This is a genomic window from Collinsella aerofaciens ATCC 25986 (assembly GCF_964239575.1).
In the GTDB taxonomy this organism is placed as follows: domain Bacteria; phylum Actinomycetota; class Coriobacteriia; order Coriobacteriales; family Coriobacteriaceae; genus Collinsella; species Collinsella aerofaciens_BQ.
Genome location: NZ_CAXSQQ010000003.1, coordinates 17,812 through 33,176, shown reverse-complemented (window position 1 = coordinate 33,176; position 15,365 = coordinate 17,812). Strand labels below are relative to the sequence as shown.

Annotated in this window: 18 protein-coding genes; 9 read left to right on the top strand and 9 right to left on the bottom strand. The window is 55.4% G+C overall.

The annotated features are described in order from the left end of the window. The first annotated feature begins 8 nt into the window (after positions 1–8). The 4 genes from ACESUZ_RS02885 to hflX are packed head-to-tail and all read left to right on the top strand — an operon-like array spanning position 9 to position 3,973. A complete protein-coding gene (locus tag ACESUZ_RS02885) occupies positions 9–326 on the top strand; it encodes a stage V sporulation protein S (protein WP_006235982.1) in 318 nt (105 codons plus the stop codon). Between the two features lie 49 nt (positions 327–375). Beyond that, positions 376–1,746 (top strand): tRNA (N6-isopentenyl adenosine(37)-C2)-methylthiotransferase MiaB, encoded by a 1,371-nt coding sequence (miaB, locus tag ACESUZ_RS02880; protein WP_055285164.1) that lies wholly within the window; start codon positions 376–378, stop codon positions 1,744–1,746. Next, on the top strand, positions 1,746–2,684 hold the full coding sequence (gene miaA / locus ACESUZ_RS02875) for a tRNA (adenosine(37)-N6)-dimethylallyltransferase MiaA (RefSeq protein ID WP_373198347.1): 939 nt from the start codon (positions 1,746–1,748) through the stop codon (positions 2,682–2,684). The genes miaB and miaA overlap by 1 nt, the downstream gene beginning before the upstream one ends. Continuing rightward, the gene (hflX, locus tag ACESUZ_RS02870) at positions 2,684–3,973 is read left to right on the top strand and encodes a GTPase HflX (protein ID WP_373198345.1); all 1,290 of its coding nucleotides are present in this window, start codon (positions 2,684–2,686) and stop codon (positions 3,971–3,973) included. The genes miaA and hflX overlap by 1 nt, the downstream gene beginning before the upstream one ends. On the opposite strand, the gene ACESUZ_RS02865 is transcribed toward hflX, so the two are convergent. Continuing rightward, the gene (locus ACESUZ_RS02865; RefSeq protein ID WP_373198343.1) at positions 3,958–4,662 is read right to left on the bottom strand and encodes a heparan-alpha-glucosaminide N-acetyltransferase; all 705 of its coding nucleotides are present in this window, start codon (positions 4,660–4,662) and stop codon (positions 3,958–3,960) included. The two genes, hflX and ACESUZ_RS02865, sit on opposite strands and share 16 nt — an antisense overlap. Then, positions 4,662–5,306, bottom strand: a complete 645-nt coding sequence (gene lexA, locus ACESUZ_RS02860) for a transcriptional repressor LexA (RefSeq protein ID WP_040359862.1) — start codon at positions 5,304–5,306, stop codon at positions 4,662–4,664. The genes ACESUZ_RS02865 and lexA overlap by 1 nt, the downstream gene beginning before the upstream one ends. A 163-nt stretch (positions 5,307–5,469) precedes the next feature. Here lexA and ACESUZ_RS02855 point away from each other — a divergent pair, with 163 nt between their 5' ends. From ACESUZ_RS02855 to dut, 3 genes are read left to right on the top strand one after another with little or no spacing between them, the layout of a single operon-like run. Next, positions 5,470–5,919 (top strand): LysM peptidoglycan-binding domain-containing protein, encoded by a 450-nt coding sequence (locus tag ACESUZ_RS02855; protein ID WP_373198341.1) that lies wholly within the window; start codon positions 5,470–5,472, stop codon positions 5,917–5,919. Positions 5,920–5,970: 51 nt separating this feature from the next. After that, on the top strand, positions 5,971–6,414 hold the full coding sequence (gene nrdR / locus ACESUZ_RS02850) for a transcriptional regulator NrdR (RefSeq protein WP_022093781.1): 444 nt from the start codon (positions 5,971–5,973) through the stop codon (positions 6,412–6,414). A gap of 4 nt (positions 6,415–6,418) precedes the next feature. Further along, a complete protein-coding gene (gene dut, locus ACESUZ_RS02845; RefSeq protein ID WP_373198338.1) occupies positions 6,419–6,862 on the top strand; it encodes a dUTP diphosphatase in 444 nt (147 codons plus the stop codon). 440 nt (positions 6,863–7,302) lie between these two features. Here dut and ACESUZ_RS02840 read toward each other — a convergent pair whose 3' ends face one another. Continuing rightward, positions 7,303–8,499 (bottom strand): MGDG synthase family glycosyltransferase, encoded by a 1,197-nt coding sequence (locus ACESUZ_RS02840; RefSeq protein WP_373198336.1) that lies wholly within the window; start codon positions 8,497–8,499, stop codon positions 7,303–7,305. Between the two features lie 222 nt (positions 8,500–8,721). On the opposite strand from ACESUZ_RS02840, the gene ACESUZ_RS02835 reads away from it, so the two are divergent. After that, entirely contained in the window at positions 8,722–9,660 is a 939-nt protein-coding gene (locus tag ACESUZ_RS02835) for an NAD(P)/FAD-dependent oxidoreductase (RefSeq protein ID WP_373198334.1), read from the top strand. Positions 9,661–9,813: 153 nt separating this feature from the next. After that, positions 9,814–10,425 carry a DUF1836 domain-containing protein gene (locus ACESUZ_RS02830; RefSeq protein ID WP_368142304.1) on the top strand — a complete coding sequence of 204 codons (612 nt, stop codon included), beginning with the start codon at positions 9,814–9,816 and terminating at the stop codon, positions 10,423–10,425. A gap of 73 nt (positions 10,426–10,498) precedes the next feature. Here ACESUZ_RS02830 and ACESUZ_RS02825 read toward each other — a convergent pair whose 3' ends face one another. The 6 genes from ACESUZ_RS02825 to ACESUZ_RS02800 form a co-directional block, all read right to left on the bottom strand. Next, positions 10,499–11,365, bottom strand: a complete 867-nt coding sequence (locus ACESUZ_RS02825) for a DegV family protein (RefSeq protein WP_373198332.1) — start codon at positions 11,363–11,365, stop codon at positions 10,499–10,501. 162 nt (positions 11,366–11,527) lie between these two features. Then, positions 11,528–12,628, bottom strand: a complete 1,101-nt coding sequence (locus tag ACESUZ_RS02820; RefSeq protein ID WP_373198330.1) for a coiled-coil domain-containing protein — start codon at positions 12,626–12,628, stop codon at positions 11,528–11,530. A gap of 59 nt (positions 12,629–12,687) precedes the next feature. Continuing rightward, entirely contained in the window at positions 12,688–13,218 is a 531-nt protein-coding gene (locus ACESUZ_RS02815) for an adenine phosphoribosyltransferase (RefSeq protein WP_271731607.1), read from the bottom strand. 40 nt (positions 13,219–13,258) lie between these two features. Beyond that, entirely contained in the window at positions 13,259–14,137 is an 879-nt protein-coding gene (ftsR, locus tag ACESUZ_RS02810; RefSeq protein WP_138112611.1) for a transcriptional regulator FtsR, read from the bottom strand. A gap of 3 nt (positions 14,138–14,140) precedes the next feature. Next, positions 14,141–14,575, bottom strand: coding sequence for an FHA domain-containing protein (locus ACESUZ_RS02805; RefSeq protein WP_006236002.1), 435 nt, complete (start codon positions 14,573–14,575; stop codon positions 14,141–14,143). 66 nt (positions 14,576–14,641) lie between these two features. Then, entirely contained in the window at positions 14,642–15,346 is a 705-nt protein-coding gene (locus ACESUZ_RS02800) for a CDP-alcohol phosphatidyltransferase family protein (protein WP_040359866.1), read from the bottom strand. Positions 15,347–15,365: the final 19 nt, after the last annotated feature.

Below are 15,365 nucleotides of genomic sequence, written 5' to 3'. Positions count from 1 at the left end.
GTTTCTTCATGGATTGCCTGAAGGTATCAAGCAAATCATCGCCCGCGTCCGTTGCCGGCGCCATCGCCGGCATGGTCAAGGATGGTGTACCCGTCAACATCCAGTGTGTCGGCGCCGGTGCGGTCAACCAGGCCATTAAGGCCGTGGCTATCGCGCGCGGTTTTTTGATTCCAACCGGTTTTGATATTTCCTGCGCGCCCGTGTTCTCCGACATCCTCATTAACGGGGAGTCGCGCACGGCCATCCGCCTTTCTATCTACGTTCACCAGATCAATCGAGCTGCTATGGATAACGTCGTCATGGATGATGTTAAGCCTGTGGCATAGCTTCTGCTTGCCTCGATTCGCCTCCCTTCCATCGTTAGGACTTATGCACATGGACCAGCGTTCCGTACGCGATATTCTTGCCGGTAAAACCTACTTTATCCGCACCTTTGGCTGCCAGATGAATCAGCACGATTCCGAGCGCGTGAGCGGTCTGCTCGATTCGTATGGTTGCCTCATGGCGCTCGATCCCGAGCATGCCGATATCGTTGTCTTCATGACATGCTGTGTGCGTGAGGCCGCCGATACTCGCCTGTACGGTCAGTGTAATTCCTGCAAAAGCCTGCCGCCTTCGCCTTCGGGCAAGCGTGTGGTTGCCGTGGGCGGCTGCATTGCGCAGCGTGATGGCGAGGGCCTGCTCACCAACGTCGATAACGTCAATGTTATCTTTGGCACGCATTCCATCGCGCATGTGGCCGAGCTCATTGCCGAGGCGTTCCTTGATGGTAAGCGTCATATCCGCACCAATGAGCATGAGGATACGGATGCCATGAGCATGCCGTGGCATCGCGAGACCCAGTATCACGCTTGGGTGCCCATCATGACGGGCTGCAATAATTTCTGTACCTATTGCATCGTTCCGTACGTGCGCGGTCGCGAAAAGAGCCGCCCCTTCGAGGAGATTGTCGACGAGGTGACTGGTTTGGTGCGCCAGGGCGTGCGTGAGATTACGCTGCTGGGCCAAAACGTTAACTCCTATGGTCGCGATCTGTTTGGTAAGCCGCGTTTTGCCGATCTGCTGCGTGCCGTGGGCGATACGGGTGTGGAGCGCATCTTCTTTACGTCTTCGCATCCCAAGGATCTGCTGCCCGAGACCATCGACGCCATGGCCGAAACGCCTGCCGTTATGCCGCAGCTGCACTTGGCCGTCCAGTCAGGTTCGACGCGGATCCTCAAAGAGATGAATCGCCGTTATACACGCGAGGACTATTTGGGCTTGGTCGATCGCATTCGCAACCGTATGCCTGATATCGCGCTCTCGACCGACATTATCGTTGGCTTCCCGGGCGAGACTGAAGAAGACTTTGAGCAGACGCTTTCACTTGCCGAGACGGTCCGCTATGCCCAGGCCTATACCTTCATCTATTCCAAGCGCGCCGGTACCCCGGCCGCAGAGATTGACGATCCTACGCCGCATGAGGTTATTCTCGAGCGTTTCAACCGCCTGGTTAAGGTTATCGAGACCACGGCACATGAGTATAACCAGGGTGAGCTTCATACTGTGGTGCCGGCGCTCATTGAGGGCACGAGCAAGAAGAACGATGCGGTCCTGCTGGGCAAGAGTCCCAAGAATCAGACCGTGCATGCGCCTATCCCCGAGGGTTACAGCATCGATCAGCTTGTTGGCAAGATCGTTGATGTTGACGTTGACGTTGCCAAGACCTGGTATTTGTCCGGCTCCGTTGTGGGCGAGCCGCGCTAATGGTTTCTTCCGGGGCAGGTCTTTCCGCCGTTGCGATCGTCGGTCCGACGGCGGTTGGTAAGAGTGATGTTGCCGACCGTTTGGCCGCTCGTCTTTCGTCCGAAGTGCTGTCGTGCGATGCGATGCAAATCTATCGCGGCATGGACATCGGTACCGCAAAGATGGCGCCCAATGAGTGTACGGCGCCGCTGCGTCTCGTCGACATTGTAGAGCCGGGTGTGCCATATTCTGCTGCGCTTTATCAGGCTGACGCTCGCGCGCATGTTGAACGTCTCCTTGGTTCGGGTCGCCTGCCGGTTTTTTGCGGAGGTACGGGGCTGTATCTCAAGGCTGCTCTCGATGAGATGGACTTTCCCTCGGGTGAACTTGAGGACGATCGCCGTGCGGGCTATCAGGAGCTTGCCGAGCGTATTGGCGAGAAAGAACTGCATGCCCTGCTTGCCGAGCGCGACCCAGAATCGGCTGCTGTTATTCATTCCCATAACGTGCGCCGTGTGATTCGTGCGCTCGAGATGCATGATGATGGTATCTCCTATGCACAGCAAAAAAGTCAGTTTAGTGTTCCGCGCGAGCATTATCATGCTCTATGGTTTGGTCTGACGCGTAATCGCGAGGTGCTCTACGAGCGCATTAACCTGCGCGTCGATCTGATGTTTGAACAGGGTCTTGTTGATGAGGTTCGCGGTCTTATGGACCAGGGGCTGGGAGATGCCCTGACGTCGATGCAGGCAATTGGCTATAAAGAGATCATTGATGCTTTCAATGGCGTGATTTCTATGGATGAGGCTCGCGAACTCATCAAGATGCGTTCGCGTCGCTATGCCAAACGTCAGCTTTCGTGGTTTAAGCGCGATGACCGTATCGTGTGGTTTGATATGGACGAGTTTACGATCGATGAGGTCATTGAGGACATCCTGCATCGTATTGAGGCTGCCTAATGGCCCGTTTCCCCCTTGTTCCCACGGCACCCGAGCCCGAGCGTGCCATATTAGTTGGTGTTGAGTGGCGCGACAATGCATGGCCGCTCGATCGTTCGCTTGACGAGCTTGAGCGCCTGGCCCATACGGCTGGCGCCCAGTGCGTGGCGCGTTTGTCACAGCGTCTGGTTAAGCCGTATCCAAAATCGTTTATCGGTTCCGGTAAGGTTGAAGAGCTGTGCGGCCTGGTGCATCGCATGGATGCCGATGTCGTTATCTTTGACGACGACCTGACGCCCTCACAGCAATCCTATTTGGAGAAAGCCGTGGGCGAGCCGGTAAAGATTATCGATCGTACAGCACTGATCTTGGATATCTTTGGTCTGCATGCTCAGACGCGTGAGGGACGCCTACAGGTACAGCTGGCGCAGCTTCAATATCTTTTGCCTCGTCTGCGTGGCATGTGGAGCCATCTTGCCAAGGAGCAGACGCGCGGCGGCATCGGTTCGCGCTTTGGCCAGGGTGAAAGCCAGCTCGAGGTTGACCGTCGACTCATTCGCAATAAGATTGCCGCGCTTCGTCGTGAGCTTAAGCAGGTTGAGCAGCGTCGCGATGTCCAGTCCAAGAGCCGCATTGAGTCACCGGCGTTTCGCGTCGCGTTAGCCGGTTATACCAATGCCGGTAAATCGACGTTGCTCAATCGCCTGACCGGCTCTACGGTACTTTCGCAGGACAAGCTGTTTGCTACGCTCGACCCGACGACGCGTTCGTATCGCCTGCCCGGCGGTCGCGGCATGACGATTACCGATACCGTTGGCTTTATTCAAAAGCTACCGCATGGTCTTGTTGATGCCTTTAAATCGACGCTGTCCGAGGTGTTGGGTGCCGATCTAATTCTCAAAGTCGTAGATGCGTCTGACGAGGACTATGAGCGGCAGCTGGAGGCTGTCGACCGCGTGCTTGATGAGATCGGCGCCGGAGAGCGTTTAACGCTGACCGTATTCAATAAAATCGATCTTCTCGATAGCGTTGATCGATTGAGTTTCCGTCGTCGCTATCCCGAGGCCGTGCTGTTCTCGGCCCAGACGGGCGAGGGGCTCGACGATCTCGTCGACCGTATTGCTCGTGAGGCGGCTGCCACCGATGTGTTGCTCTCCGCTGATATCCCGTATCGCGAGGGCGCCCTCATCACGCTGGTGCATGAACAGGGAACCCTTTTGCACGAGGAGTATCTTGAGGGCGGCGTTCGTATTGTTGCGAAGCTGTCGGCTCGTATCGCGCCGCGGCTCAAGCGTTATCGCACCGAGTAGACGAGCTCCAAAAAGCCCAGAATAATGGGCTGATGCAGTAGATAAAAGGGGAGTGCGTGACGTCCAAGGCTGGCGAGCGCCGGGATGGGATTGGCGTAGGCCCAGCTTGGGATGGTCTTATCGATTCCCTGCGCTATGTGTGCGGCGAAGTATCCTGCAAGATACATAAAGAAAAACGGGATGATGGGGTAGTAATCACCTGAAACAAACCCAGGGCTCGGAAATCCTAGCCACGCTAGGTAGGGGACAGGGTAGGTCGTTTTGGGGATGCTCCAGGTGAGGGCGAACAACACAAGGCATAAGGACATGCCCCATCTCGCTGAAATCTTCTTAAGGACGGGATTGGTCAACGCTACGATGCCGGTACATGCGGCCATACAGTAGATGATGCCAAAATTAACCGAATCGTCGACTGAGACAAGTGTTGTTGCCAACCAGACGACGAGTGCTGCTAAGGCGTATTTGGCGGCACGTTTGATATTGTTGCGCGAAAGAGTGCACATCCAACCCGCGATAAACAAAAATACCCAGCTGATGCTGGCGCGCCAGATGTCTTGAAAGACAGTCTGGGTAAACCAGGGCATATCCCAGTCGTACAGGTAGGCGAGATCGTAGCAAGCGTGAAAACCTGCCATTGAAATCATCGTAAACCCGCGGACGGTATCAAAGATGGTGATGCGTTTTTGCATTACGAGAACCGGCGCATCAAGCCGACGACTTTGCCCAAAATAACGGGATTTGTTGCATAGATAGGCTCCATGGTGTCATTCTCGGGCTGCAGGCGTACGCGTCCCTGCTCCTTGTAGAACGTCTTGACGGTCGCTGAACCATCAATCATGGCCACGACAATTTCGCCGTTCATGGCACTCTTTTGTTCACGGACGATGATGTAATCGCCATTGAAGATGCCGACATTGATCATTGAGCTCCCATGCACCTCAAGGATAAAGGAACCCTGATCGGTGGCGATTTCGGTCGGGATAGTAAAAGTGTCTTCGATATTCTGCTCGGCCAGAATGGGAATCCCAGCCGCGACGCGACCAACGAGCGGTAGCGAGACCGTTCCGCGAGGTGCGGTGGGCTCGTCAGATTTAGAAATTGAGACAGAGGAACCGTCCTCGTTAAAGAGTTCCAGGGCGCGCGGTTTGGTGGCATCGCGTTTGAGAAGCCCGCGTGCCTCCAGGGCAGATAGATGGGCGTGCACGGTGCTGGGGGAGGAAAGGCCCACGGCAGAAGCCATCTCGCGCACGCTGGGCGGATAACCCTTCTCCTGCTGATATTCCTTGATGAAGTCGTAAATTTGCTGCTGACGCTTGGTAATTTTGCGAGCCATCAGGGCATCCTCTCTACCCATGTCAAACAAATGTTCGAATTTTGCTTGACAGGAACAACTGTTCGAAGATAATAATAACCGAACATTCGTTCTCGCGCTAGACATTTTTGTCTGCGCGGCTTGATAAAACTGTTCTCAGCAAAACACGCGAGAGGAGAACATGATGAACGCAACGAATATGGTCCAGGGAAACCTCGCCCTTAAGCTCGAGACGCCTGCAGAACCCACTTTTACGGTTGTTCGGGGTGGCCGCTCCGGCTTTCAGCCTTTGACCGTAAAGCCTGCTCGCAATCAGCAGGCTGTAGTTGCGCCGGCCCGCGTTGCCCTGAAGGTTCCGACGATTGTCGCCGTTGCCGTTGCGCTTACGCTCTTCGTTGTCCTCGCTACGTCGGTCTTTAGCGCTCGTCACGCCTCGTATGCCGAGTCCGTTTCCAACGTTACCTACGAGACCATTCGCGTTCAGCCTGGTGATTCTCTTTGGTCGCTTGCCGAGGAATATCCTATCGAAGGCCTTTCCACGCAAGAGACTTCCGACATGATCCGTAACGTCAATCATCTGGAGCATGGTTCGCTCGCCGCCGGTGCGCATCTTAAGGTTCCTGCTCGTTCGTAATCATTATCGCGCTGCGCATGGTACCCTTGTTATCGTTTAAGAGGAGGTACCATGCGCTGTCCCAAATGCGGCAAGGCACATACCCGCGTTGTTGATTCCCGTATGCAGGAGTCAAATAACACCATCAAGCGCCGTCGCGAATGTTGCTCGTGTAACTACCGCTTTACAACGTTCGAGCGATGTGAAGACCCAATCGAGGTCATTAAGTCAGACGGAACCAAGCAGCGGTTCGATCGCAATAAGCTGCTCGTCGGCTTGATGCGCGCCACCATCAAGCGCGATATCGACACTAAGAAGCTCAATGAGATTATCGACGACATCGAGGTCGAGCTGCGCTCTCGTACGCTTACGGCCGTCACGTCCCATGAGTTGGGTGACATGGTGCTCAAGCGCTTGGCCAAGATCGACAAGGTGGCGTACATCCGCTTTGCCTCGGTCTACCGCGATTTCAAAGACGTCGATGAGTTTCTGCAAGAGCTCGACAAGCTAAGGTGATTCCATGCCCAACATTACCGTCAACATAAAGCGTCTCGACCCCACCGTCGAGCTTCCCAAATACGCCCATCCCACCGATGCCGGCTTGGATTTGCGCTCCAACGAGGACTGCGTCCTGAAGCCCTTCGAACGTCGTCTGGTCTCTACTGGGCTGGCCATCGCCCTGCCCGACGGCTACGCCGGCTTTGTCCAGCCCCGCAGCGGCCTGGCCATTAAGCAAGGCCTGTCCATAGTCAACACTCCTGGCCTCATCGACGCCCACTACCGAGGAGAGCTCAAAGTCATCCTCATTAACCTAGACCTCACGAACAACATCCAAATCAACAAAGGCGACCGCATAGCCCAGCTCGTCATCCAAGAAGTCCCCACGGTCAACCTCATAGAAGTAGAAGAACTAGACAAAACCGACCGAGGAGTCGGCGGTTTCGGTTCTAGCGGCGTATTGTAATGTCCGCTCACCCGTGGGAGGCCCCTATATATCATTCCATGCTCAAACATTCTCGCTGCGCTGCGAAACTGCGCGTGGAACGATATATAGGGACCTCCCACGGGTGAGCTACGTTTGCATGCTTGCAACTACCGTGTATCTTCGCTGGTAACCGTTAGCATTAATCAATTGGTAAGCCGGTGCGACAAGGGGATTTCTCCTTTGTCGCACCGGCTTACTAGTTGGATTTCAATTTGTTTTCAAGCAAGAAGCCTCCCGTCCGGGGCTCACCCATATCGTTCCACGCGCAGTTTCGCAGCGAGCGCAGCGAAGCGAGAATGTTTGAGCATGGAATGATATGGGTGAGCCCCGGACGGGAGGGATTAGTGCGCCCTGCGAAGCGAGAATGCTTGAGCATGGAATGATATAAGGGCGGCTCCGGCAGAGCGGCGGACATTCGACTAGCGGATATGCGCGGGCTTTCCGCCCCAGTAGAAGCGGCAGAAGGCTCGTTTGCGCTTTTGGGGTTTGCCTACGAGCTCCATGGTTGCGATGGCGATGTCCTCCGCTGCGCGTGGGCGGCGCAGCACTTCGCCATTGATGAGCAGTGCCTTGAGCGACTCCGGATGATCGTGCAGATGGCGCAGGGTTACGATGAGTTCTCGTGCGGTGGTGACATGCATGCTGGCGCCCATGCCGGTGAGCATCGTGGTGTTGGCCTTTTCCTGACCGTATGATTTGCCCAGCAGGATCATCGGCAGATGAGCGCACAGGCACTCGGTGACGGTGAGCCCGCCCGATTTGAGGATTGCCAGGTCGCAGCCGTGCATGAGGGCTGCCATGTCGTCCACGTAGTCCAGAACCGTGACGTTTTCGAGCTTCATGGCGTCGAAGAGCGTCTTGAGGCGGGTGGCGTATTCCTCATCCTTGCCCGGCAAAAAGACAAAGTGCATGTCCTCGAAGCTGCGCAGGAAGGGAAGTGTGCGGTCCATCTCCGCGCGAAAGCGAACGTACGGTTGAGGCAAACTGGCGCCGGCCATCATCAGCACAATGGTCTTGTCGGTGGGGAGATTGAACTTCTCGAGTTCTTCCTCGCGATTGTAGTCCGTATCAAACCCGGCGCGGATGGGGATGCCTGTAATGCGGATTTTGGTCTCGGGAACCTTGCGCGGGCGCAGCGTTTCGGCCATAAACTCGTTGGCCACGCAGAACAGGTCGGTGTCCTTGTGGGGCCAAAAGCCTTCGACTTCATAGTCTGTTGGTACGCAGATGACCGGGTAATCGATACCCGTGATGACGCGGGCGCCCACAGCAACATTGGCTGCCGTAATGTGTGTTGCAACCACGGCCATGGGCCTGCGGGTGCGGACATAATCGTTGAAGGCGGGGAACATAATACGTGACCATGCCGTGCCGCCACCCCAGAGCAGATGTCCCGTAAACGTATATCGCCAGGTCAGGTCGTAAATGGGGCGTGTGGCTCCCGTAAAAGAAGCCGCGGTCTTATTGCCGTCGAATTTAATACGTCCAAAATCAAGGATATCGAGCACTTCAATTTCAATATCCTCAGGGATTCCCTTGGTGCCGCGGATAAGATCAAATGCTTGTGCAATCGCGTTGGCGGCGGCTTTGTGGCCCGATCCAACCGATGCGTGCACAATGGTTACTAGGGGTTTTTGTGCAGGTGAAACGGTCATTTGCTCCGGTTGGGGAGTGCTTTGCGTTGGCAGGGGAGCGTCGTTGCTCGTCTGCGTTTGATCCATCGATAACTCCCCTTCATCTTTGTTTCGCAATGAATCATTGTAGTGCATGAGTGTCACGTTCGCCTAAATTTGGGTATGAGCGCAAAGAACGCCAATCTTTCGACAGGAGGTCTCTTCATGACTACCGATCAGCCGATCGATGTTGCGATTATCGGTGGCGGCCCTGCGGGCTATGCTGCGGCCATTTATGCGGCGCGCTCCAACCTAACGACGACCGTGATTGAACAGGGCATGTCGGGCGGACAGATCGCCACGACCAATGAAGTCGAGAACTATCCGGGCATTCCGCTCTTGAGTGGCGCCGAACTCGGCGAGCGTTTTCAGCAGCATGCAGAGGGCCTGGGAGCGCAGGTCGCATGGAGCATGGTTACGGGTATCGATTACGATGCCGATGCAGCGCTGTTTACAGTGCATCACGACATGGGCGATACGCTGGCCTCGAGCGTTATCGCTTGCATGGGTGCCACCCCGCGTCCGGCAGGTTTCGCTGGCGAGGATACCTATCGCGGTCGTGGCGTTTCATATTGCGCAACATGTGACGGCATGTTCTTCCGCGGCAAACAGGTCTTTGTAATCGGTGGTGGCAATTCGGCATGCGAAGAGGCACTGTTCCTGTCAGACATTGCCAGCAGTGTGACCATCGTGCTGCGCCGCGACCAGTTCCGTGCGCCTGATGGTGTTGTTCAGAAAGTACTCGAAAAGGACAATATTACAGTTAGGTACCAAACTAGTATTGTGGAGCTCTCGGGCGAAGCCATGCCAACGACGATCGCCTTTAAGGACAATTCATCCGGGGAAATTCATACCGAGTCATTTGAGCCCGGCTCTTTCGGCATCTTTGTCTATACCGGGACGCAACCCCATACCGAACTTGTCGAGCATCTAGTCGATCTGGCGCCTGATGGCGGCATTCTGACTGATGAATCCATGGCGACCCGCACGCCAGGTCTATTTGCCGCAGGCGATATCCGTTCCAAGCGTTTGCGCCAGGTTGTGACCGCGGTTTCTGACGGAGCCATAGCGGCAACCAGCGCATACGCATTTCTCCGTAGATAAGTACGATAATATATCTTATGTAAGGTTGTTATCAATTAACTAAATGGTGGGACGATGCATCAGTGCGTTGTCCCACCAATTTTCTTGCCTGCTATGTGGTATGCAAAACTAGATAACGTAGAATACAATATAGAAAATGAACGGAGGACCTTTATGAACCACGTTAAACACGTTATTCCGATGTCTGATTCGTCGGTCAGCATTAAGCCTGAGGATATTCAGCCTACTGTGTTGCCCGATGCATTTATTCAGTCCGATATCGTACGCAAACTCAATACGTTGAGTCTGCCGCGCTATGACCAGTTGCCCAATGTGACGCTCTACCGCGACCAGGTCATTGAGTATGTTGCGCTGTGGATGGAGCCGCTGTCCATTTGCGTTGAGCAGCCTATCATTACGCCATCGATGATCAATAACTACGTAAAGGTCGGCCTAGTGCCTGCTCCGGTCAAAAAGCAATATGGCCGCGAGCAGATTGCCCGCCTGATTGCTATCTGCATCTTTAAGCAGGTGCTACCTATTGCTGCGGTACAGGCACTCTTTAACATTCAGCGTTTGAGCTACGATGCCCCGACGGCCTTTGATTATGTGGTCGATCAGCTCGAGGCATCGATTCGTTCGGCGTTTTCTGTCGAGCAGACGCCGGTTCCCGATACGGCGCATCAGGTAACGCGTGAGTCGCTGCTTGTGCGCAGCGCGGTATCGTCCTTCGTTTCGAAGGCGTACCTGATGAGCTATCTCAAGTTCAATGGGTTTAATAGCTAGCCGACGTATAAAACGGGCGGGACAAAGAGTCAGCTGTCTCTTTGTCCCGCCCGTAATTTTGCTTGGTTGGACTTTATTGGCCCGAAGCTACGCCCATGCCGTAGCCGATAATGAGCCCATGCATTTCGGCATAGTATGAATCTAGCCCGTTACAGGGCATGATGATAGTCTTGGAGCCTGGCCATCGCTCCACAATGCGCCTGGCAAGTGCTTGGGCGCCTGCCTCATTCTCCACATGATCGATGACGACCTCACCGCCCGTAAAGCCCTCGGCTTCCATAGTGTCGATGATCTTGTTGAGCATCTTCTTTTCGCCACGCGTGTGCCCGACGAGTTCGATTTTACCGGCCTCACTCGCCGTGCCCAAAATGCGGATATTGAGCTTGTTGGCAATGACGCCGGCTGCCTTAGGGATACGTCCGGCTTTGGCGAGGTTTTCGTAATTGCACAAACTGAAGAGGATTTTGCTGTTCTGTTCAAGGCTATCGAAGTATGCGCAGGCATCCTCGAATGAGACATTCGGATTGCTTGCAAGATAGCGGTCGAACAGCAAGAAAATGAGGTCCATTTTGCCGCCAGCTGCGCGTGAATTGACTAGATGAATCTGTCGGTCGGGCTCCTCGGCAAGAACCATATCGCGAGCCGTGGCTGCCGCGTTGTAGCTGCCCGACACGCCCTCAGAGATCGGCATGCAGATGGTCATGTCTGCCAATTTGAAGAGCTCGGCCCACTCCCCTACGCTGGGACAAGCGCTCGAAGAAGCGTTCGTCTCCGCCTGAACAGCGCAGTTGAGCTCATGAACATCGAGCGAAAGGTCATCGACGAATTCATGCTCCCCCACTCGAATTTTGAGGGGTGCAAATGCAAAGGTGGTATGGGGCGCGGTCGGTTGCCAATCGCGGAGGTTGCAGCTTGAATCGGAGATAAGTGCCCAGCTCATAGAGGGTCCTTTCTAATCGTTCCCATTCAATTATAGCCATCTTGCAGACCGATTGGGCCGCTATCTAGTATTCAAAACTAGATAGCGGACTGCACGAAAGGCAAAAGAATGGACCCCATGACTCAAAGCCACGAGGTCCATTCTTTTGCTTTATCTGAATACTTAGTAGCGCACGAAAATGTAGTTGTTGTTCATGCCGGCGGCAACGGAGCTGATGATAACACCCGTGTTGTAGTCGGAAGCATGAATCATCTGACCACCACCGATGTAAATGCCGGTGTGGTACGAGTTGACAACAACGTCACCGGGCTGCGGATCGGACACACGCGTCCAGCCCATAAAGGTACCCGTGGTGCCCAGACGGCAATAGCGACCAGTGAGGCAATAGCTAACAAAACCAGAGCAGTCGAAGCTGTTCGGGCCAATTCCGCCCCAGGAATAAGCGCAACCAAGCTTACTGTATGCACGCGAGACAACAGAACCGCCATCAACAGACTGGCTCGGAGCAGAAGGCGTCGGAGCCGGAGCGGGCGTGGAAGGCTGCGGCGTCGGAGCAGGTGCCGGCGTAGGAGCCGGAGTGTTGCCGCCCTGGTTGTTGTTATTGCTGGTCTGGCCACCATTGTTGGTGTTCTCGGTCGTACCGGCAGTCTCGTTGCTCACCGTGGCCTTCTCGGCGGTGCTGGCGTTGATGCCGGCCTGTAGCGCGGCGTTGGCCTCGGCCTCGGCGGCAAGTTCGGCCTGCAGCTGTGAATCCAGGGAGTTTACGACGTTCTGGGCTTCAGCCTGCTGAGCGTTAAGCTCGTCGACCTTCTTTTGCGTGGCGGCGACGTTCTTTTCCTGCTCGGTCTGCTTATCGGTGAGCTGCTGCTTAAGCTCCTTGACCTCTTGAATGGTCTGAGCCTGCTTGTCGGAAACTTTGCCGTAGTAGAACAGACGGTTGAGCATATCGCTCAGGTCATCGACACCCGTCAGAACCTGAAGCAGGCTCAGACCACCGGTTTTGTACTCGCCGGCGACATAGGTTGAGAGCTTGGCCTGACCATCGGCGATCTCCTGCTGCTTTTGCGTGATCTCGCCAGCAGTCTGATCGAGTGCCTGCGTCTGCGTGGCGAGCTCATCGTAAATCTGCTGGGTTTGTGTGCCAATCTGCTCGAGCTTGGTACGAGCAGCGGCAAGGTCGGATGCGGTATCGGCGTAGGCCGGAGCCACGAGGCCCAGGCCCAAAACACAAGCGAGGGTTGCCGTAGCAGCGCAGCGTGCCATGTTTCTGTGCGTGTTTGCTGTGCGCATGTAGCTTCCTTTCCGGTATCTAAGGGTAGCGGCTAGTCCACCGTTACCAGGCTAAAGAGCTCAACGTCCTCGTTAGAAGGCGTGAGCTTCTTGCGCGGGTTGAGAAACGCAAGCTCAAGGATACAACCGTAGCCTACAAGCTTTGCGCCCATATCTCGCACCAGTTTACCTGTTGCCTCGACGGTTCCGCCCGTCGCGACCAAGTCGTCCAGAATCAACACGGTATCTTTAGAGCTGATAGCGTCGGCATGGATCTCAATGGAATCCGTTCCGTACTCGAGCTCGTAGCTCTGGCTCACGGTCTCGCGCGGTAGCTTGCCCGGTTTACGTGCGGGAACAAAGCCGGCGCCAAGGGCTACAGCCACCGGTACGCCAACCATAAAGCCGCGAGCCTCGGGGCCCACGACCTTGGTGATTCCCATGCCGGCAAAGTGCTCGGCGAGGGCATCGGTCATGGCTTTGAGCGCCTCGGGATTGCCAAAGAGCGGCGTGATGTCTTTAAAGATGACTCCGGGCTCGGGATAGTCGGGGATGTCGACGATTTGAGATTCGAAGTCGTACATTGCATGACCTTTCAATGGGTTGCCGGATAAGCGGCAGCTGTTATTTGCCCGCGGTGGCGGTGCCGGATTGCGAAGGGGTGACGACCTTGAGCGGCTTTACGAGGGAATCCTCGTGCGAAGCCGGCGCGCCTATCTCTTCGTTTTTGGCCTTGGTTGACTCGGAGCGAGTGATTTCCTCATCGAGTGCATCGATGTCGGCGTCCTCGACCACGGCGTTGAGCGACTCAAAAACGCGGTTCTTGAGCAGCGCGGTGTGCACGCCCTCCGTCAGGTCGTGAAGCTTCTTAAACGCACGCTCGAGCTTGGCGTCGCGCTCGTCATCGGAGGTATCCATGCCGAGCATGCTCACAAGCACCTGCTCAAACATCGAGGACTCGCGGTTGGCGGAAGACACGTACTGACGCAGGTTGCGCGGCTCGATATGGAAGCGCGACAGCTCGGAGCAGTAGCGGATGATCGGAAAATCGCGACCATCGACAAGCTCGCGATTCTGCGGACTCTTGATGATGCGAATGAGGTCGTTCTCGGCGAGCGAGCGGATAAACGAAATTTCGACGCCCAACATATCGGGAATGGTCTCGATGGGATGCAGCTTTTGCTTAGTCTCCTTGGGCTCCGTCTTGAGCGGAACATCGGATAGCAAGCCCACCTCGTAGGCGAGCGTTGACAGGTCCGTGGCGTTTTCCAAGCGCTGCTTAATCACGTTGAGCGGCATGTAGCGGGTCTTCTGCAAGTGCAGGATGACCTCCAGACGATCAACGTCCTCCTTAGAGTACTGACGGTATCCCTTAGGCGTACGATGAGGGGTAATGAGCCCCTCATCCTCTAGAAATCTAATTTTTGAGTTCGAAAGATCGGGGTATGCGCCTCGAAGTAGGTTGACGACTTGGCCGATACTCAGATAGTTGCGTTCGGCCATGCCCTACTCACCGGTTTCGATGCGCTCCGGCGTGCTCTCGTGGTAGATGAGCGTAAACGTACCGATCTGAACGGAAGAACCGTCGTGCAGCGGGGCTGCATTGACAATGGCACCGTCGACCCAGGTACCATTGAGCGAGCCCAGGTCCTCGATGCGAGCGCCGAGGCCCTCGCGAATAATGCGCGCGTGGCTGCGCGAAACGGTCATGTCATTAAGGAAGATGCCGTTCGCGGGATCGCGGCCGATGGTGGTCACGTCGTCCTCGAGCTCAAAGGCGGCACCAGTCTGCGGACCCTTGACGATGGACAGGACGGGGGCGGTGATGCGTACGTTGGCCATGAGGTCGGGAACGGTGACGTCGCTTGAAGGCACGCGGAATACGCAGGTAGCGTCAGCAGTCTTATCATTCTGAGGCATATTGTTAACCATGTTGTCCATGACAACCCCTAACTTATCGCGGACGTGCCGCAAATAATGAACCGTACGTAATCATACCCCAACGAATCAGTCTTCGATTTCAGGGTTCAGAAAGTCGATGTCCTCGTCCTCGGGATGCGCGAGAGCCTGTTTAATGGCCACTCCGCCCTTAATGGAGTAGATGACAGCCGTGAGCATGGAGAAGATCACGCCGCCGTACACAAAGAAGATGCCGAGGGGCACCGAGCTTCCGTTGAGGCCCGGGAAGGCCGTAAGGGTTGAAGATAAAAGGTGCAGGCCGTCAATAACGGGGAAACCGAGCAGCATGAGTGAGAAGCCGGTCATGAGCAGCGCCGTGGCAATCTTTCCGGGAAAGACCACATCGATGGGGCGACGGTGATAATGACGCACGATAAGCGTGCCGATGCCCAGATAGATGTCGCGGCCAATAATGAGTACGCAGACCCAGATGGGCAGCTCTCCGCGGACCACCAGTCCAAGTACGCCGGTGAACAGCAGCGCACGGTCGCAAATGGGATCCATGACCTTGCCGAGCCATGAGACCGTCTTGGTCATGCGGGCGATCTGACCGTCCATCCAGTCGGTGGAGGCGGCAACGGCGTAGATAACGATGGCGATGACGCGGTTGTTATCCGTCACAAACAGGTACAGAAATACCAGGGTGAGGATCAGGCGCGTAAAGGTGATGAAATTGGAGATCGTAAAGATCTTATTCGACGGGTAATCGGAAGTGCCGATAAGCTCCTTTTTGATCTTCTTTTTGATGCCCACAGGACTCCCCCGCTGGTTA